Below are 17,477 nucleotides of genomic sequence, written 5' to 3' on the forward strand. Positions count from 1 at the left end.
AAGGTCAAAGAGTGGGGTATAACCGCTTTATTCTCAGCGGAAATCCGGCCCGATAACGTCAATGCGGTCGGTACAGATTGCATCCACGCCCCACTGCAGCAGCTGATGCGCGCGCTCCGGCTCGTTAACCGTATACACCAGAATGCGCAGCCCGGCCTGCTTCAGCTCGGCGGTGCGCCGTTCATCCAGCAGTTTGTGGTTCAGATGGATGGAGAGGCATCCCAGCGCGTCGGTCATCTGCCGCCAGTTATCATTCCATTCATGAAGTAGTAAACCCCGCGGCAGCTCCGGCGCGGCTTTCTGCGCCGCTTCCAGTGCCTCGTATGAAAACGAGGACAGCAGCGGTGCCACCTGGTCCTGCCAAAGATCGCGCGCGGCCAGCGCTACTATCCGACCGGTTTCCACTTCAAGGCCGGTGGTCGGCTTAATTTCAATATTGGCCATCAGCCGGTGCTGACGGCAGCGATCCGCCACCTGCGCCAGCAGCGGCAGGCGCTCGCCGTCGAAGGTTTTACCAAACCAGCTCCCAGCATCCAGCTGCACCAGCTTATCCCACGGCAGCTGCCCGGCCACGCCCCAGCCGTTGCTGGTGCGGTCGAGCGTGTCGTCGTGCAGCAGAAAAATCTCGCCGTCCTGCGACAGCTTGGCGTCAAATTCAATCATCAGATGGCCCAGCTGCGCGCCAAGATCGATAGCGGCCAGGGTATTTTCCGGGGCCAGTTTGCCGCCGCCGCGATGGGCGACAATCGGCGGGTAGGGCCAGGCACGATTAATCATTCAGTACGTTGTCCATTTTGGTCAAAGAAGTGCAGCGCGTGCGGTGGCAGATGCAGCCACAGCGTGCTGCCAGCGGCCGGGCGCAGCGAGTGCGGCAGGCGCACCACCAGCTTATGCTGGCCCCATTTGCCGTGCGCCAGGTTATCTGCTCCCAGCATTTCCAGTGTGTCCACCACCAGCGGGATCCCCCCGGCTTCAGCGGAAGACAGCTCAATATGCTCCGGGCGAATGCCCAGCGTCAACGCCTGCCCTACCAGGTTTGTCGATGGCGCAGCAATCGGTAAAGCAAAACGTTCGTCCAGGCTGAAGCGTGAGCCGTCGGCGCTGAACTGCCCGTCCAGCAGGTTCATCGCCGGTGCACCGATAAAACTGGCGACGAAGCGCGTCGCCGGGCGCTCGTAAATCTCGGTTGGCGTACCCAGCTGTTCCAGCACGCCTTTGTTCATCACCATCACGCGCTGCGCCAGCGTCATCGCCTCCACCTGATCGTGGGTGACGTACAGGCTGGTGGTTTGCAGGCGGCGATGCAGCTGCTGCAGCTCCAGGCGCATCTGCACACGCAGGCGAGCATCCAGGTTCGACAGCGGCTCATCAAACAGGAACACCGCCGGTTCACGAACAATAGCGCGCCCCATCGCCACACGCTGCCGCTGGCCGCCCGAAAGCTCACGCGGGCGGCGCTTCAGCAGCGGTTCAAGTTCCAGGCTACGTGCCGCTTCCAGCACCTTTTGTCGGATCTGTTCTTTGCCCATGCCGCGAATTTTCAGGCCCCAGGCCATGTTCTCTTCCACGCTCATATGCGGATAAAGCGCGTAGTTCTGGAAGACCATCGCGATACCGCGATCTTTCGGCTCTTCATCGGTCACGCGGCGGGAATCAATATAGATATCGCCGCTGGTTACCCGCTCCAGCCCGGCCACCATTCGCAGCAGGGTCGATTTTCCGCAGCCGGACGGCCCGACCATCACCATAAATTCGCCATCCTGCACGGTGACGTCCAGCGGTTGAATGATCTGGATTTTTCCGTCGTAGGATTTGGTTACTGCCTGAAGTCTTACACCAGCCATAAATTATTTCTCACTCTCTACCAGACCGCGCACGAACGCACGCTGCATGACTAATACGATCACCACCGGTGGGATCAGGGTTAACAGCATCGCCGCCATCACTTCATTCCACTGCGTTGGCGAACCGCTGGTGGAGATCATGCTTTTAATACCCGCCACGGCGGTGCTCATCGACGCATCGTTGACGATCAGCAGCGGCCACAGATACTGGTTCCAGCCATAGATAAAGGTGATGACAAACAGCGCCGCCAGGTTGGTTTTCGACAGCGGCAGGACGATGTCGCGGAAGAAGCGCATCGGGCTGGCGCCGTCCACGCGCGCGGCTTCCATCAGTTCATCCGGCATCGACATAAAGAACTGGCGGAACAGGAAGGTGGCGGTGGCCGAGGCCATGAGCGGCAGCGTCAGGCCGCTGTAGCTGTCGAGCATATTCAGATCGGCAATTACCTGCACCGTCGGGAAGATACGCACCTCCACCGGCAGCATCAGGGTAATAAAGATCATCCAGAAAAACAGCCCGCGCAGCGGGAAGCGGAACCACACCAGCGCAAACGCCGAAATGATCGAGACGCTGATTTTGCCGATGGTGATCGCCAGCGCCATAAACAGGCTGTTCATCAGCATCAGGCTGAAGGCCGGGCCGCTGCCGTTCACCCCCCGAACCCAGATATTGCTGATGTTCTCCCACAGGTGGCTGCCGGGGATCAGCGTCATCGGCACCTGATAAACGGCGGTGTTATCCAGCGTGGCGGCCACAAAGGCCACATACAGCGGGAACAGGATGGTCAGGATGCCGAGGATCAGCAGGGTATGGCTGAAAATATCCAGCCCGCGACGATTTTCAATCATTGGTAACGCACCTTACGCTCAACAAAGCGGAACTGAATCACCGTCAGCACAATCACCAGCAGCATCAGCACCACCGACTGCGCGGCAGAGGAAGAGAGATCCAGCCCGGCAAAGCCTTCGCGGTAAATTTTATAAATCAGCGTGGTGGTGGCCTGTACCGGACCACCGCCGGTGGCGGCATCGATCACCGGGAAGGTATCGAAGAAGGCATACACCAGGTTCACCACCAGCAGGAAGAAGCTCACCGGGGTAATCAGCGGCAGCGACAGCGCGAAGAAGCGCCGTACCGGGCCTGCCCCGTCAATTGCCGCCGCCTCAACCAGCGACTTCGGAATCGACTGCAATGCGGCGAAGAAAAACAGGAAGTTGTAGCTCATCTGCTGCCAGATAGAGGCCAGCACGATGAGGAACATCGCCTGGCCGCTGTTCTGCGCGTAGTTCCAGTTGTAGCCCCACTGGTTCAGCAGGTGGCTGAACAGCCCCAGCCCGGGGTTAAACAGAAACATCCACAGCACCGCCGCCACCACCGGTGCCACCGCGTAGGGCAGCAGCAGCAGCGTCTGATAGGTCTTTTTCAGGCGGATAACATAGTCCACCAGCGCCGCCAGCAGCAGCGACAGCCCCATGCCGAAGAACGTCACCATCCCGCTGAATTTAATCGTCGTCCAGAATGACTCCAGGTACAGACCGTCGCTGAACAGCCGCTCGAAGTTCTCCATGCCGACATAGGTGCTGGAGATACCGAACGGATCGATGCTTTGCAGCGAGTACCAGAGCGCTTCACCCGCTGGCCAGATAAAGAAAATCGCCGTAATCACCAACTGCGGCAGCAGCAGCAGATAGGGCAAAAAGCGATTGCGAAAAACGGGACGGGGTTGAGCCATAATGGATTATCTCGTGCGGAACAGGGTCGGTATTAACGGGCACATCACCGATCGCCCCACGGGAGAGATCGGTGATATGCCTTTGCTGGCAAAGCGCCGCCCGGCCCGGAGGCGAACGGCGCTTTACAACGACAACGGTTACTTAGTCTGCTGTTCGAAACGACGCAGCAGCTCGTTACCCCGCTTCACGGCCTTATCCAGCGCGGCCTGCGGCGATTGCTTACCGGTCCACACGCCTTCCAGCTCTTCGTCAACAATGGTACGGATCTGCGGCATATTGCCCAGACGCATGCCTTTGGTGAACGGCAGCGGGTCTTTGTTCAGCATCTGGCGAGTCGCGATGTCCGCGCCCGGGTTCTTGTCATAGAAGCCCTGCTGTTTGGTCAGCTCGTAGGCCGCGGTGGTGATCGGCAGATAGCCTGTTTTCTGATGCCATTCGGCAGCGATTTCCGGCTTGGCCAGGAACTGCATAAATTCGGCGACGCCTTTGTAGGTGGCATCGTCTTTGCCCTTCATCACCCACAGGCTGGCACCGCCGATAATGGCGTTCTGCGGCGCGTTCGGCACGGTTTCATCGTACGGCATCATGCCCACGCCGAAGTTAAACTTGGCGTATTTGCGGATGTCGGCCAGTGAGCCGGAAGAGGCGGTGGTGATGGCACAGTCGCCGTTATAGAACTTGGAGGTGGATTCATCTTTGCGGCCGAAGTAGGTGAAATCACCCTTCTTGTTCAGGTCTTCCAGCATCTGGATATGGCGCACCTGCACCGGCTTGTTGAACTCCAGCTCCGCATCGGTACCGTCGAAGCCGTTGTTTTTGGTGGCGACCGGCAGGCCGTGCCAGGCGCTGAAGTTCTCAATCTGGATCCAGCCCTGCCAGCCGCTGGCGTAGCCGCAGGACATGCCCGCTTTACGCAGCGCGTCGGTATCTTTCGCCAGTTCCTGCCAGGTTTTTGGCGGCTGGTCCGGGTTCAGACCGGCTTTTTTGAAGGCGTCTTTGTTGTAGTACAGCACCGGCGTGGAGCTGTTAAACGGCTGGGAGATCAGCTCGCCTTTCGAATCGCTGTAGTAACCGGCAACCGCAGGCACGAACTGCTTCGAATCCATCGCGATACCGGCTTTTTTGAACACTTCGTTAACCGGGACGATGGCTTTCGACGCCATCATGGTCGCCGTGCCCACTTCATAAACCTGCAAAACAGCAGGTGCCTTTCCAGTACGCACGGCAGCAATACCCGCCGCCAGGCTCTGTTCGTAGTTGCCTTTGTAGGTCGGCACAATTTTGTAATCGGGGTGGGTTTCGTTAAAACGCTTCGCCAGTGAGTCAACCTCTACGCCCAGCTCGCCTTCCATCGAGTGCCAGAACGGAATTTCGGTAGCGGCCAGCGCGCTGCCGCTGAAGGTCAGTCCCAGCACCATGCTGAGAGCGGTACGACGGAATGCGGTAGATGACATATCGGTTTCCTGTGCCCGTTTTAATTATGCGCGATTCCGCGCACTGTGTGAGTCGGCAAGTAACATGCCACGGCTAAATGACAGATTAATAATAGTGATGTGACGGAAATGTGACGGGCGAATGACGGGAATTTCGAAACGTGACGACAGAAGTGAGAGGGATGTAACAACTTTGGTAATCAACTGAGAGAAGACGATCACAGATTTAATGCACAATTGCCCGCACGTTCGGGGCAAAAAAGGGCAGCCGCAGGGGCTGCCCTGAAGGCTTATCCGCCTAGGTAGGCGCTTCTGACCGCCTCGTTGGCTAACAGTGCATCACCCGTGTCTTCGAGCACCACATGGCCGTTTTCGAGCACGTAGCCGCGATCCGCCAGCTTCAGCGCCTGGTTCGCATTCTGCTCAACAAGGAAGATGGTCATCCCCTCTTTGCGCAGCTGTTCGATGGTGTCGAAAATCTGCTGAATGATAATCGGCGCCAGGCCCAGCGACGGTTCATCCAGCAGCAGCAGGCGCGGCTGGCTCATTAGCGCACGGCCAATCGCCAACATCTGCTGCTCGCCGCCGGACATGGTCCCGGCACGCTGGATGCGACGCTCCCACAGGCGCGGGAACAGTTCGTAAACGCGCTTAATGCGTTCCTGATACTGCTGACGCTCGGCAAAGAAACCGCCCATCGCCAGGTTCTCTTCCACCGTCATACGGGAAAATACCCGGCGGCCTTCCGGCACGATGGCGATGGCCTCACGCATAATGCGCGCGGTCTGCCAGTCGGTAATATCCTTGCCGTCGAAGACGATGGTGCCCTGGGTCGCGCGCGGTTCGCCGCACAGGGTGCCCAGAATGGTGGTTTTACCCGCGCCGTTAGCACCGATCAGGGTGACAATTTCCCCCTGATTAATATGCAGGCTGACGTTGTGCAGCGCCTGGATTTTGCCGTAGTGCGCGCTGATATTATTCAGAGAGAGCATTGGGTTACTCATTATGCCTCCCCGAGGTAAGCACGGATCACGTCCGGGTTATTGCGGATCTCATCCGGCGTGCCGTTCGCCAGCGGCGTGCCCTGGTTCACCACGTAAATACGGTCAGAAATACCCATTACTAGTTTCATATCGTGTTCAATCAGCAGTACCGAGACTTTATGCTCGCCGCGCAGTTCTGCGATCAGCTCATCCAGCTCGTGAGTTTCTTTCGGGTTAAGCCCCGCCGCCGGTTCATCCAGCATCAGGATTTCCGGGCGCGTCACCATGCAGCGGGCGATTTCCAGACGGCGCTGCTGGCCGTAGGCGAGGTTCCCCGCCTGGCGGTTGGCCAGCTCAAGCAGCCCCACTCGCTTCAGCCAGGTGGCTGCGCGATCCAGCGCATCGCTTTCCGCCCGACGGAAGGCCGGGGTTTTCAGCAGGCCGGAAAAGACGCCGCTTTTCAGATGCTGATGCTGTGCCACCAGCAGGTTTTCGATCACCGTCATTTCACGGAACAGGCGCACGTGCTGGAAGGTTCGCACCACGCCCATACGGGCGATCTGCTGCCCCGGCAGGCCGGCCAGCTGTTTTTCGCCCAGCATAATCGAGCCGCCGGTCGGCTTGTAGAATCCGGTCAGGCAGTTAAATACCGTGGTTTTACCCGCCCCGTTCGGGCCGATAAGCGAGACGATTTCCTGCTGGCGCAGCTCCAGTTCAACGTTGTTGACCGCCAGCAGGCCGCCAAAGCGCATCATCAGGCCATTGACTGTTAACAAAGGCTGGCTCATGCCTGCTCTCCTTTTTCCGCATTTTTCAACTTCAGGTGCGGACGCTTCATCGGCAACAGCCCCTGCGGACGCCAGATCATCATCAATACCATTAATCCACCGAGCACCAGCATGCTGTACTCGTTCAGGTCGCGCATCAGTTCACGCGATACCACCAGCAGCACCGCCGCGAGGATCACCGCAAACTGCGATCCCATCCCGCCCAGTACCACGATCGCCAGTACAAAGGCAGATTCGGCAAAGGTGAAGGATTCCGGGCTGACAAAGCCCTGGCGCGCGGCGAACAGGCAGCCGGCGAAACCGGCAAACGCTGCGCTGATGGTGAAGGCGGTCAGCTTGATGCGCGTCGGGCTGAGGCCCAGCGAGCGGCAGGCGATTTCGTCTTCACGCAGCGCTTCCCAGGCGCGGCCCAGCGGCATACGCAGCAGGCGGTTGATCACGAACAGGGTGATCACCACCAGCAGCAGCGCAACCATGTACAGGAAGATAATGCGATCGCTCGGGTCGTACTTCAGGCCGAAGAAGTTATGGAAGGTGTCCCAGCCGCCGTCGCGCACGCTGCGGTTGAACTCCAGGCCAAAGAACGACGGTTTCGGGATCTGGCTGATGCCGTTCGGGCCACCGGTCAGTTCGGTGTTATTCAGCAGCAGAATACGCACGATCTCGCCGAAGCCAAGCGTCACAATCGCCAGGTAGTCACCGCGCAGGCGCAGCACCGGGAAGCCCAGCAGCAGACCAAATCCGGCGGCGACGATGCCCGCCAGCGGCAGCGACTGCCAGAAGCCCAGCCCGTAGTAGTGATTCAGTAAGGCAAAGGTATAGGCACCGATGGCGTAGAAGCCGCCGTAGCCCAGCACCAGCAGGCCGGAAAGCCCCACCACCACGTTCAGCCCCAGTCCGAGCATCACGTAGATCAGCGTCAGCGTGGCGATATCCACCGTGCCGCGCGAAACGATAAACGGCCAGACCGCCGCCGCAACCACCAGCGCCAGCAGGAACAGCTTCTGCTTCGGCGTTGAGCCATCAATCCCCGGCAGCACCAGCGAAGGGCCGGAGACTTTTTTCAGGCTGCTCAGCACCAGCGGGCGCAGCATCTGGAAGATAAACACCACGCCGCAGCCGACCGCGATCCAGTTCCAGCGTACGTCACCGGCGTTGTTGACCACCAGGTGCGTGCCGTCGAGATTCAACCGCAGGCCCATAAAGAACGCGGCCAGCACCAGCAGCATCAGGGAGGAAACGAGCGCATTCAGCAGGTTAAGCTTTTTCATACTTTCTCAACCTCCGGACGGCCCAGAATACCGGTTGGCATCACCAGCAGCACCACGATCAGCAGCGCAAATGACACCACGTCTTTGTACTCGGTGCTCAGATAGGCGGAGGTTAGCGCCTCGGCAATACCGAGGATCAGCCCGCCCAGCATCGCACCTGGGATGCTGCCAATGCCGCCCAGTACCGCAGCGGTGAAGGCCTTCATCCCGGCCATAAAGCCGATGTACGGGTTGATCACGCCGTAGAACTGGCCCAGCAGCACGCCGGCCACCGCCGCCATCGCCGCGCCAATCACAAAGGTCAGCGAGATCACGCGGTCGGTATTGATGCCCAGCAGGCTGGCCATTTTCAGATCTTCAGCACAGGCGCGGCAGGCGCGGCCCATGCGGGAGTAGCGAATAAACAGCGTCAGCGCCAGCATAGCGAGGAAGGTCACCGCCCAGATCACCATCTGCATGGTAGAGATAGTGGCGGCAAAGCCGTTGCTTTCCCCCAGCGTCCACTGTCCGGTGACCAGGCTTGGCAGCGCAAGATCGCGCGAGCCCTGAGTCAAGCTGACGTAGTTTTGCAGGAAGATCGACATCCCGATGGCGGAGATCAGCGCGATCAGGCGCTTCGAGGAGCGTACCGGCTTGTAGGCCACGCGCTCAATGCTCCAGCCGTAGCAGCTGGCGATCACTACCGCTACCACAAAGCCGCAGCCGATCAGCAGCCAGCTGGCGTCGATCCCCATCATCATCAATGCGGCGATGACGATAAACGAGACGTAGCTGCCGATCATATAGACTTCGCCGTGGGCAAAGTTAATCATGCCGATGATGCCGTACACCATGGTGTAACCGATGGCGATCAGCGCATAGGTGCTGCCCAACGTCACGCCGTTGAACATTTGCTGCAGGAAATAGAGAAACTGCTCGGACATACCTGAATACCTTACGATTCCTCCTGCACAGGCAGGGCAGAAGGATGAATACAACAAAGGGCCGGGCAGGCCCGACCCCAACGGGGGATGATCATCTCACCGCAGGGGCCAGGCTGACCTGGCCCGCAGACGGAGTTACTTCACCGCCGTGGAAGACCCATCAGCATGCCATTTGAAAATGCCGAACTCGAAGCCTTTCAAATCGCCTTTCTCATCCCAGTTGAGATCGCCCATCACGGTTGGCACGGCCGCGCCACCTTTCAGGTTCTTCACAATATCTTCTGGCTCTTCGCTCTTGCTGCGCTCCATACCGGCGGTCAGAGACTGCAGCGCGGCATAGGTTGTCCAGACGAACGGGCCGGTTGGGTCCAGTTTTTTGCCCTTCAGCGCATCAACGATTGGCTGGTTAGCAGGCACCTGATCGTAACGTTTAGGCAGGGTCACCAGCATGCCTTCGGAGGCCGCACCGGCAATGTTAGACAGCGAGGAGTTGCCCACGCCTTCCGGACCCATAAACTGGGTTTTCAGGCCTGCCGCACGTGACTGGCGCAGGATCTGGCCCATTTCCGGGTAGTAGCCGCCGAAGTAAACGAAATCGACGTTCTCTTTCTTCAGGCGCGCAACCAGGGTAGAGAAGTCTTTATCACCGGCGGTCACACCTTCAAACATCACCACGTTGCCACCGGATTTTTTCAGGCTGTCCTGCACGGAACGCGCCAGGCCTTCACCGTACTGCTGCTTATCGTGGATCACCGCGATACGCTGGGGTTTGATGTCGTTCAGGATGTATTTCGCAGCGGTTGGGCCCTGGTCGGAGTCCAGACCGGTGGTACGCATCACCAGCTTGTAGCCGCGGCTGGTCAGATCCGGCGCGGTGGCAGCCGGGGTGATCATCAGCACGCCTTCATCTTCATAGATGTCGGAAGCCGGCTGGGTAGAGGAAGAGCACAGGTGACCGATAACGTAGCGGATGCCGTCGTTGATTACTTTGTTGGCTACCGCAACGGCCTGTTTCGGGTCGCAGGCATCATCATATTCCACACCGACCAGCTTGTTGCCGTTCACGCCGCCTTTGGCGTTGATGTCAGCAATTGCCTGCTTGGCACCGGTGAACTCCATGTCGCCATACTGCGCCACCGGACCGGACATCGCACCCACGATGGCCACTTTGATATCTTTTGCTAACGCAGCGTGGCTCATTGCCAGGGCGACGCAGCCCGCCAGGAATGCACTACCTTTACTGATTTTCATCCGAACTTCCCCATCTGTTGTGATTTGGCTATTTTTTACCGTCATTTTTCCTAATCGCTTTACAAAGAAAGGCTTAGGGATTAATGCGGCATTTTATTGGTATAAAGGCGTTAAATTTCAGGTTATTAAACAGGAATATTCTGCTGTAAATCAACTGACATATTCACTAAATCGCGGATGCCACAGCATAATAAGCTGGCATTAACGATTACGTTTAAGGCAGTATCCCAGCGGTTTATGCTGGACAATTGCTAACCGAATAATGATTTACTCGGTAAATTGTTTAATTCAGAAACAGAACGCCTCGTTTTTGTACAGAAAAACTTCCACGCTTTAGTATGGTCAACTTCGCTACAATATGCCTTTCTGACAGACGGGTTTTTACAATGAAGCTAACCATCATTCGCCTGCAACACTTCTCAATGCAGGACCACAGCGATCTGCAAAAAATCTGGCCGCAGGCAGATTCCGACCAGTTAGAACAGCAGTTGGATGAACGGCATCGACTGTATGCCGCGCGATTTAATGAACGGCTGCTGGCGGCGGTACAGGTTGTGATTACCGGAAATGAAGGCAGGCTGTCGCAGCTGATGGTGCGGGAAGTGACGCGCCGGCGCGGCGTCGGGCTGTATCTGCTGGAGGATACGCTGGCGCAGAATCCGCATGTTACCCGCTGGCAGATGGCCAACGACGGCACGGACGGCGCTGAGGCAATCGCCGCCTTTATGCAGGCGGCGGGTTTTCAGTTTGATGCGGAATTAAAGTGCTACATCCACCAGCAGAGTAAATAGAACACCGCCAGGATCAGCAGCACGCTGAGTACCATATTGCGCACCCGCGCGGCAATCAGCACGCCCGCCAGTGCGCCATACAGATAGGGATTGTCGCTCAGGGCGCGAACGTCGCCGTGATTCAGCAAAATGATCGGCCCGCAGATCGCGGTCAGCAGACAGGGCGCGGAATATTTCAGCGCTTCGCGGATCGCGGCGGGCAGCCTGACCGGCACCGCCGGCTCCAGGAACAGATAGCGGTTAAAAAATACCACCGCCGCCAACGTTAGCAGTAATAGCCAGCTCATCATGCCTCCTGCCGTAAACGGGCAACCAGCACCGAACAAAACATGCCGCACACCCCGGCAATGGCGATGCCCCCTTCAATCTGATAAAGGCTGAGCACCATCGACAGCAGCAGCGAGACGACCACGCCGCACAGCACGCTGAGGTTTTTTATCATTGGTACCACGATGGTGATAAAGGTGGCGACGATCGAGAAATCAAGATGATAGCGGTCGAGATCCGGGATTGAAGAGGCCATAGCGATCCCCATCAGGCTGAACAGCGCCCAGCTGAGATAAAACGTCAGCCCTGCACCAATCAGATAGCCCGGCGTCAGCTTCTCTTTCGGCTGCGCGCAGCTCAGAGCAAACAGCTCATCGGTGAGCAGAAAGCCGATCGGCAGGCGATATCGCGTCTTCAGCACTGACACGGTTTCGCGCATCGTCAGGCCGTAGAGAAAATGCTGGGCGGTGATAAAAAATACCGAGACGACAATGGTCGCCACGCTCGCACCGGACAGCATCAGTCCGAGCGTCACCAGCTGCGCCGCTCCGGCGAAAATCACCGTCGACATAGCAATACTCTGCGGCAGGCTCAGCCCGCTCTGGACGGCCATTGATCCCGCCAGGATGCCCCACGGCACCACCGAAAGGCAGAGCGGCAGCATGCCGCTGGCTCCGCGCCAGAAACCGGACCACGGCGCGGGCTGCGGGGGAGAAAGGGAAGTAACGGGGTGATTCATCTGACGGCTCCTGAATAAATTCAGCAGCAGTGTGGCAAGCGACGCCGGTTGAATATTGAATAAAATTGCGGTGCTTATCCCCGACGGCCTCGTTTCAGCGCCTGGACGTATTCACCCGGCGTAACGCCCATCGAGTTTTTGAAATGGCGGGTGAAATGGCTTTGATCGGAGAAGCCGCACAGGCTGGATACCTGAGCGATAGTGTCCCCCTGTTTGAGCCGCCTCTGCGCCTTCTGCAACCGGGCCTGTACCAGCCAGGCGTGCGGCGTCATCCCGATGCTTTTCTTGAACTGGCGCAGGAAGTGCCACGGGCTGAGATGCGCGACGTCCGCAAGCTGCTGCAGGGACCAGTTTTTCTCCGGGCAGCTGGCCATCAGTTCCTGCACGGGCAGTACCGCGCGGCAGGCGTCGGCCAGATCGGGCGGCAGAACGCGCGTACGGCTGTAGCGCATCACCAGCCAGGAGAAGGCGGTCAGCAGCAGCGACTCTTTCAGCAGGCTGTTACCCTGCTCCGGCAGTAGCGAGAACACCAATCGCAGCTGGGTGGACAGCAAAGGATCGTGCAGCACCGCATCAGGGAACCACGGCACCGGGCCGGGTTCACTGCTCGCGGAAAGCCGGGCGAAGAGGTCGGGATGGGGATAGATAGCGCGATAGGACCAGCCGCCCGCCACTTCCGAGCAGCCGGTGTGTACTTCATCGGCGTTCACCAGAATGATATCCCCGCTCGGCGCCACATGATCGCCCCCCGAGCGCCAGAAGCGCTGTGCGCCGGTTTCAATAACGCCAACGCAAAAAGTGTCATGCACGTGGCGGGGAAAACGGCGATGCTGATAGCTGGCATCCAGCATATTCATGCCGTTGAATTCCTCCACGCAGAACAGCGTGGCGCGCTCCTGCAGCGTATTCAGCGTATCCATTTACCTCTCCCGCTTTAGAATAAAATTGCTGTGCTGGTGGTTTCGCGCTGACAACAAAAAACCGCCCCTGGAGGCGGTTTTTTTGTTTGGACATCGCTGACAGTCTGAGCGCTACGCTCAGGCTTCGATAGCCATACGCAGCTTCTTCATGGCGTTCTTTTCCAGTTGACGAACGCGCTCTGCGGAAACGCCGTAGCGATCGGCCAGTTCCTGCAGGGTGGTTTTGTTGTCGTCGTCCAGCCAGCGCGCGCGAATGATGTGCTGACTGCGTTCGTCCAGCCCCTGCATCGCGTCCGACAGCTTATCGGCAGCGTGATCTTCCCAGTTATCTTCCTCAATGCCATTGGCAAAGTCAGAGGATTTATCCTGCAGATAGAGCATCGGAGCCATTGAACGGCCTTCGCCTTCATCATCCGGCGTTGGGTCAAAGGTCATGTCCTGCGCGGCCATGCGCGATTCCATTTCGCGAACGTCTTTACTGCTCACGCCCAGCTCACGTGCCACCATTTCCACTTCGTCCTGGTTAAACCAGCCCAGACGCTGCTTGGTTTTACGCAGGTTAAAGAACAGCTTACGCTGCGCTTTAGTGGTGGCGACTTTCACAATACGCCAGTTGCGCAGCACGTATTCATGAATCTCGGCTTTAATCCAGTGAACGGCGAAGGACACCAGGCGCACACCCACTTCCGGGTTAAAACGGCGCACGGCTTTCATCAGGCCGATGTTACCTTCCTGAATCAGGTCTGCCTGCGGCAGGCCGTAACCGGAGTAGTTACGAGCAACATGAACAACAAAGCGCAGGTGAGACAGGATCAGCGTTTTAGCTGCTTCCAGATCGCCCTGGTAATGCAGCCGTTCAGCCAACGCTTTTTCCTCTTCTGCCGTCAGCATAGGCCAGGCATTAGCCGCCCGGATGTAGGAATCCAGGTTGCCTAAAGGAGCAATAGCTAAAGTTTGCATTTCTTTGGTCATTCAAACCCTCTCAGTGTTTAGCATCGTGACTGCGTCAGAGCCTGACGCGACTGATACCCTACGCGAAGTGCAACGATAAATCGAAAGCAATCCGTGCGAACATCAATCTCTACAGGGATAAGACGCCGAAGTTATCCACAAGTTCAATTTTAATCAGGGATAATTTATACACGTTCTTAAAGCCGTTGGCGAGTGCCTGAAAAGCAGCGGGAAGTGATGCGTTTAAACTTCCTCTGCGGCAAACGCTCACGCAGCAGAGGAAGATTATATCAAAAAAACGTGTAGAGGGGTTACTGCGGCGTAAATCGGCGTAAATGTTGCACGGTCGCCAGCCAGGCGGCAATCCAGCCGATCATTGCCGCAATCAGCAGCAGCAGCAGGCTTTCATCCCACGTCATGCCGTGCAGCACGAAGGTGGTGCCGAACACCGTTGCCACCTGGGCCACAACGGACTCCAGCCGCAGCACCAGCACACCGGACAGCACCAGCGACAGCAGCGCACCGCTGAAACCCAGCAGCGCACCGCCGTACAGGAACGGACGCAGCACGAAGCCATCGGTCGCACCGATCAGCTTCTGCACGTTAATCGTATCGCGGCGGGCAAAGATGCTGAGGCGCACGCTGTTGCCGATCACCAGGAACACCGCCACGATCATCAGGATGCCGATCATCGCCGCGACCTGGCCAACCAGCCCAGTCAGCGCAGCCAGCCGCGCAAACCAGCTGTCATCCATTTTCACTTCATCCACGCCTTCCACTTTCGACACCCGCTCACGCAGGCTGTCCATGGTGTTGGAGCTCTGGAAGTTCAGCTTCGGAGTGATAATCGCCACCGCCGGTAGCGGGTTTTGCTCCAGCATATCCATCGCGCCGCCGAAGCCGGACCAGTTACGGAACTCGCCCAGCGCCTCTTCCCGCGACAGATAATTCACTTTATCCACGCCGTCCTCGGCCTTCAGCTTCGCCACCACCCCTTCAGCCGCGTCGTCATCCAGCGTTTTGCTGAAATAAACGGTGAGCTGCGGTGCCGGATACCACTGGTCTGCTGCGGTGCTGACGTTTTTCCACACCATATAGCACACGCTCGGCAGGGTCAGCGAAATCGCGATTACCATCACCGTCAGCAGCGTGGCCAGCGGCTGACGCCACATTTCAGACAGCGAGCCGCGCATCGCATAGCGCCACTGCTCCTGCCAGCCGCCCTTCAACGCTTTGCTTTTTGACGGCATTTTAGGCTTAGCGGCCTTCGCCGATGTTGGGCGGGCGTTACGTTTATTCACCACGATAACCTCCGTGCAGACGGCCCTGGCTCAGCGTCATCAGGCGGTAGTTACGGCGAGCAATCAGCCCCATATCATGGGTAGCCATTAATACGGTGACGCCCACGCGGTTGAACTCTTCAAACAGCCGCAGGATGTCTTCCGACAGCGCTTCATCGAGGTTACCGGTCGGTTCATCCGCCAGCAGCACCGCAGGTTTATTGACTACCGCGCGGGCGATCCCCACGCGCTGCTGTTCACCACCGGAAAGCTGAATGGGGAAACTTTTCGCTTTGTCGAGCAGGCCGACCTTATCCAGCGCGGCCGACACGCGGCGGCGAATATCTTCACCGCTGGCACCGGCAATAATCAGCGGGATCGCCACGTTGTCATAGACCGAACGATCCATCAGTAGATGGTGGTCCTGGAATATCATGCCGATCTGGCGGCGCAGAAACGGCACTTCGCGGCTTTTCAGACGGCTGATATCGTGGCCGCTGAACCAGATATGCCCGGCACTCGGGCGCTCAATGCCACAAATCAGCTTCAGCAAGGTACTTTTCCCTGCCCCGGAATGTCCGGTCAGAAACGCCATTTCGCCGGGGCGAAGATGGAAATCCACCCCCTGCAGCGCTTGCCGACCGCCGAGATAAGCCTTACTGACTTCTTCAAAGCGAATCATCCTAAATTAATCCTCTCGGGCAAATAGTGCCTCTATAAAATCGTCAGCCTTAAACGATCGCAAGTCTTCAATACTTTCACCTACGCCAATATAGCGGATAGGAATGTTAAACTGGTCGGCCACCGAGAAGATCACGCCTCCCTTCGCCGTGCCGTCCAGCTTGGTCAGCGTAATGCCGGTCAGGCCTACGGCTTCATGGAACAGTTTAGTCTGGCTAATCGCATTCTGTCCGGTGCTGGCATCAATGGTCAGCATAACCTCATGCGGCGCATCCTCATCCAGCTTCTTCATCACGCGGGTGATTTTCTTCAGCTCTTCCATCAGGTGCGATTTATTCTGCAGACGACCGGCCGTATCGGCAATCAGTACGTCAACACCGCGCGCTTTTGCCGCCTGAATGGCATCAAAGATCACCGAGGCAGAATCCGCACCGGTATGCTGGGCCACCACCGGAATATTATTGCGCTGGCCCCACACCTGCAGCTGTTCCACCGCTGCCGCGCGAAAGGTATCGCCCGCCGCCAGCATGACCGATTTGCCTTCGGCCTGGAACTGGCGCGCCAGTTTGCCAATCGTCGTGGTTTTACCCACGCCATTAACCCCGACCATCAGGATCACAAACGGCGTCTTGCCGCTGACGTCCAGCGGCGACTCAACGGTGGACAGAATACCGGCCATTTCTGTTTTCAGCAGGCCGTACAGCGCTTCGGCATCGCGCAGTTCTTTACGGCTGGCCTGAGCGGTGAGGTTAGCGATAATTCGGCGGGTAGTTTCCACCCCAACGTCGGCGATCAGCAGCTGCTCTTCCAGCTCTTCAAACAGATCGTCATCAATTTTTTTGCCGCGGAACAGGCCGATGAAGCCGGAACCGAGGTTCTGACGGGTTTTCACCAGGCTGCGCTTCAGGCGGGCAAAGAAGCCTTCCTTCGTCGGGCGAGCCTGCTCGACGGTAGCGGCTTCGGCTTCGGCTTCGGCGCGGGCAGCAGCTTCCGCTTCAGCACGGGCGGCGGCTTCCGCTTCGGCACGGGCAGCGGCTTCCGCTTCAGCGCGGGCGGCAGCTTCCGCTTCGGCACGGGCAGCAGCTTCCGCTTCAGCGCGGGTAGTGGCGTCCGCTTCAGCACGGGCAGCGGCTTCCGCTTCAGCGCGGGCGGCAGCTTCCGCTTCGGCACGGGCAGCAGCTTCCGCTTCGGCACGGGCAGCGGCTTCCGCTTCAGCACGGGCAGCAGCTTCCGCTTCAGCACGGGCAGCAGCTTCCGCTTCAGCACGGGCAGCAGCTTCCGCTTCGGTGCGAGCAGCAGCTTCCGCTTCAGCACGGGCAGCAGCTTCCGCTTCGGTGCGAGCAGCAGCTTCCGCTTCAGCACGGGCAGCAGCTTCGGCTTCAGCACGGGCAGCGGCTTCCGCTTCGACGCGGGCAGCAGCGTCCGCTTCGACGCGGGCAGCAGCTTCCGCTTCGGCGCGGGCAGCTGCTTCCGCTTCGGCCGCAGCATCAGCTGAAGGTTGCGGGTCTAACGTTTCTTTTACGTCTTCCTGCTGTGCCTTGTCTTCACGCCCCAGACCAAGCCAGGAAAAAAAGCCACGTTTTTTATTCTTTGCCATGGTGCAACCACACTCCTCGCGGGA

At 58.3% G+C, this 17,477-nt stretch carries 18 protein-coding genes; 1 reads left to right on the top strand and 17 read right to left on the bottom strand.

Translation table 11 applies throughout. The features are described 5' to 3' along the window. Positions 1–33: 33 nt before the first annotated feature. The 10 genes from ugpQ to EC836_RS14040 form a co-directional block, all read right to left on the bottom strand. Positions 34–777: a glycerophosphodiester phosphodiesterase gene (gene ugpQ, locus EC836_RS13995; protein ID WP_123334108.1), complete on the bottom strand. Its 744-nt coding sequence runs from the start codon at positions 775–777 to the stop codon at positions 34–36. After that, positions 774–1,844: a sn-glycerol-3-phosphate import ATP-binding protein UgpC gene (locus EC836_RS14000; RefSeq protein ID WP_123334110.1), complete on the bottom strand. Its 1,071-nt coding sequence runs from the start codon at positions 1,842–1,844 to the stop codon at positions 774–776. Before EC836_RS14000 ends, ugpQ begins: the two co-directional genes overlap by 4 nt. A 3-nt stretch (positions 1,845–1,847) precedes the next feature. After that, positions 1,848–2,693 (bottom strand): sn-glycerol-3-phosphate ABC transporter permease UgpE, encoded by an 846-nt coding sequence (ugpE, locus tag EC836_RS14005; RefSeq protein ID WP_123334112.1) that lies wholly within the window; start codon positions 2,691–2,693, stop codon positions 1,848–1,850. After that, positions 2,690–3,577: a sn-glycerol-3-phosphate ABC transporter permease UgpA gene (ugpA, locus tag EC836_RS14010; RefSeq protein ID WP_123334114.1), complete on the bottom strand. Its 888-nt coding sequence runs from the start codon at positions 3,575–3,577 to the stop codon at positions 2,690–2,692. The genes ugpE and ugpA overlap by 4 nt, the downstream gene beginning before the upstream one ends. Positions 3,578–3,715: 138 nt before the next feature. Next, positions 3,716–5,032, bottom strand: coding sequence for a sn-glycerol-3-phosphate ABC transporter substrate-binding protein UgpB (gene ugpB, locus EC836_RS14015; protein ID WP_123334116.1), 1,317 nt, complete (start codon positions 5,030–5,032; stop codon positions 3,716–3,718). 269 nt (positions 5,033–5,301) lie between these two features. Then, positions 5,302–6,015 carry a high-affinity branched-chain amino acid ABC transporter ATP-binding protein LivF gene (gene livF / locus EC836_RS14020; RefSeq protein WP_123334118.1) on the bottom strand — a complete coding sequence of 238 codons (714 nt, stop codon included), beginning with the start codon at positions 6,013–6,015 and terminating at the stop codon, positions 5,302–5,304. Beyond that, complete coding sequence (gene livG / locus EC836_RS14025; protein ID WP_123334120.1) at positions 6,015–6,782, bottom strand: high-affinity branched-chain amino acid ABC transporter ATP-binding protein LivG; 768 nt, start codon at positions 6,780–6,782, stop codon at positions 6,015–6,017. Before livG ends, livF begins: the two co-directional genes overlap by 1 nt. After that, positions 6,779–8,053: a high-affinity branched-chain amino acid ABC transporter permease LivM gene (locus tag EC836_RS14030; protein ID WP_123334123.1), complete on the bottom strand. Its 1,275-nt coding sequence runs from the start codon at positions 8,051–8,053 to the stop codon at positions 6,779–6,781. Before EC836_RS14030 ends, livG begins: the two co-directional genes overlap by 4 nt. After that, on the bottom strand, positions 8,050–8,976 hold the full coding sequence (livH, locus tag EC836_RS14035) for a high-affinity branched-chain amino acid ABC transporter permease LivH (protein ID WP_123334125.1): 927 nt from the start codon (positions 8,974–8,976) through the stop codon (positions 8,050–8,052). Before livH ends, EC836_RS14030 begins: the two co-directional genes overlap by 4 nt. Before the next feature lie 135 nt (positions 8,977–9,111). After that, the gene (locus tag EC836_RS14040; protein WP_123334127.1) at positions 9,112–10,227 is read right to left on the bottom strand and encodes a branched-chain amino acid ABC transporter substrate-binding protein; all 1,116 of its coding nucleotides are present in this window, start codon (positions 10,225–10,227) and stop codon (positions 9,112–9,114) included. Between the two features lie 386 nt (positions 10,228–10,613). Between EC836_RS14040 and panM the strand changes: the two genes are divergently transcribed. Next, the gene (gene panM, locus EC836_RS14045; protein WP_123334130.1) at positions 10,614–11,018 is read left to right on the top strand and encodes an aspartate 1-decarboxylase autocleavage activator PanM; all 405 of its coding nucleotides are present in this window, start codon (positions 10,614–10,616) and stop codon (positions 11,016–11,018) included. Here the strand turns inward: panM and EC836_RS14050 are convergent. The 7 genes from EC836_RS14050 to ftsY all read right to left on the bottom strand — a co-directional run bounded on the left by EC836_RS14050 (position 10,994) and on the right by ftsY (position 17,453). Next, positions 10,994–11,305, bottom strand: coding sequence for an AzlD domain-containing protein (locus tag EC836_RS14050; protein ID WP_123334132.1), 312 nt, complete (start codon positions 11,303–11,305; stop codon positions 10,994–10,996). The two genes, panM and EC836_RS14050, sit on opposite strands and share 25 nt — an antisense overlap. Then, positions 11,305–12,024: an AzlC family ABC transporter permease gene (locus EC836_RS14055; RefSeq protein WP_123334134.1), complete on the bottom strand. Its 720-nt coding sequence runs from the start codon at positions 12,022–12,024 to the stop codon at positions 11,305–11,307. The genes EC836_RS14050 and EC836_RS14055 overlap by 1 nt, the downstream gene beginning before the upstream one ends. A 74-nt stretch (positions 12,025–12,098) precedes the next feature. Further along, positions 12,099–12,944 (bottom strand): AraC family transcriptional regulator, encoded by an 846-nt coding sequence (locus tag EC836_RS14060; protein ID WP_123334136.1) that lies wholly within the window; start codon positions 12,942–12,944, stop codon positions 12,099–12,101. 117 nt (positions 12,945–13,061) lie between these two features. Then, the gene (gene rpoH / locus EC836_RS14065; RefSeq protein ID WP_123334137.1) at positions 13,062–13,916 is read right to left on the bottom strand and encodes an RNA polymerase sigma factor RpoH; all 855 of its coding nucleotides are present in this window, start codon (positions 13,914–13,916) and stop codon (positions 13,062–13,064) included. A 290-nt stretch (positions 13,917–14,206) separates the two neighbouring features. Next, positions 14,207–15,199 carry a permease-like cell division protein FtsX gene (gene ftsX, locus EC836_RS14070; protein WP_123334139.1) on the bottom strand — a complete coding sequence of 331 codons (993 nt, stop codon included), beginning with the start codon at positions 15,197–15,199 and terminating at the stop codon, positions 14,207–14,209. Then, a complete protein-coding gene (gene ftsE / locus EC836_RS14075) occupies positions 15,189–15,857 on the bottom strand; it encodes a cell division ATP-binding protein FtsE (RefSeq protein WP_123334141.1) in 669 nt (222 codons plus the stop codon). Before ftsE ends, ftsX begins: the two co-directional genes overlap by 11 nt. A 6-nt stretch (positions 15,858–15,863) precedes the next feature. Further along, on the bottom strand, positions 15,864–17,453 hold the full coding sequence (gene ftsY / locus EC836_RS14080; protein ID WP_123334143.1) for a signal recognition particle-docking protein FtsY: 1,590 nt from the start codon (positions 17,451–17,453) through the stop codon (positions 15,864–15,866). Between the last annotated feature and the right edge of the window lie 24 nt (positions 17,454–17,477).

Origin of the sequence: Erwinia sp. JUb26, from assembly GCF_003751505.1 — a bacterium.
GTDB lineage: Bacteria > Pseudomonadota > Gammaproteobacteria > Enterobacterales > Enterobacteriaceae > Erwinia.

Bases quoted from the DNA above. Each gene is read 5' to 3' on its own strand.
- livH (WP_123334125.1), bottom strand. From the start codon at position 8,976: ATGTCCGAGCAGTTTCTCTATTTCCTGCAGCAAATGTTCAACGGCGTG.
- ugpB (WP_123334116.1), bottom strand. From the start codon at position 5,032: ATGTCATCTACCGCATTCCGTCGTACCGCTCTCAGCATGGTGCTGGGA.
- rpoH (WP_123334137.1), bottom strand. From the start codon at position 13,916: ATGACCAAAGAAATGCAAACTTTAGCTATTGCTCCTTTAGGCAACCTG.
- ftsE (WP_123334141.1), bottom strand. From the start codon at position 15,857: ATGATTCGCTTTGAAGAAGTCAGTAAGGCTTATCTCGGCGGTCGGCAA.
- EC836_RS14040 (WP_123334127.1), bottom strand. From the start codon at position 10,227: ATGAAAATCAGTAAAGGTAGTGCATTCCTGGCGGGCTGCGTCGCCCTG.
- EC836_RS14030 (WP_123334123.1), bottom strand. From the start codon at position 8,053: ATGAAAAAGCTTAACCTGCTGAATGCGCTCGTTTCCTCCCTGATGCTG.
- panM (WP_123334130.1), top strand. From the start codon at position 10,614: ATGAAGCTAACCATCATTCGCCTGCAACACTTCTCAATGCAGGACCAC.
- EC836_RS14050 (WP_123334132.1), bottom strand. From the start codon at position 11,305: ATGAGCTGGCTATTACTGCTAACGTTGGCGGCGGTGGTATTTTTTAAC.
- ugpA (WP_123334114.1), bottom strand. From the start codon at position 3,577: ATGGCTCAACCCCGTCCCGTTTTTCGCAATCGCTTTTTGCCCTATCTG.
- livF (WP_123334118.1), bottom strand. From the start codon at position 6,015: ATGAGTAACCCAATGCTCTCTCTGAATAATATCAGCGCGCACTACGGC.
- EC836_RS14060 (WP_123334136.1), bottom strand. From the start codon at position 12,944: ATGGATACGCTGAATACGCTGCAGGAGCGCGCCACGCTGTTCTGCGTG.
- EC836_RS14055 (WP_123334134.1), bottom strand. From the start codon at position 12,024: ATGAATCACCCCGTTACTTCCCTTTCTCCCCCGCAGCCCGCGCCGTGG.
- EC836_RS14000 (WP_123334110.1), bottom strand. From the start codon at position 1,844: ATGGCTGGTGTAAGACTTCAGGCAGTAACCAAATCCTACGACGGAAAA.
- ugpE (WP_123334112.1), bottom strand. From the start codon at position 2,693: ATGATTGAAAATCGTCGCGGGCTGGATATTTTCAGCCATACCCTGCTG.
- livG (WP_123334120.1), bottom strand. From the start codon at position 6,782: ATGAGCCAGCCTTTGTTAACAGTCAATGGCCTGATGATGCGCTTTGGC.
- ftsY (WP_123334143.1), bottom strand. From the start codon at position 17,453: ATGGCAAAGAATAAAAAACGTGGCTTTTTTTCCTGGCTTGGTCTGGGG.
- ugpQ (WP_123334108.1), bottom strand. From the start codon at position 777: ATGATTAATCGTGCCTGGCCCTACCCGCCGATTGTCGCCCATCGCGGC.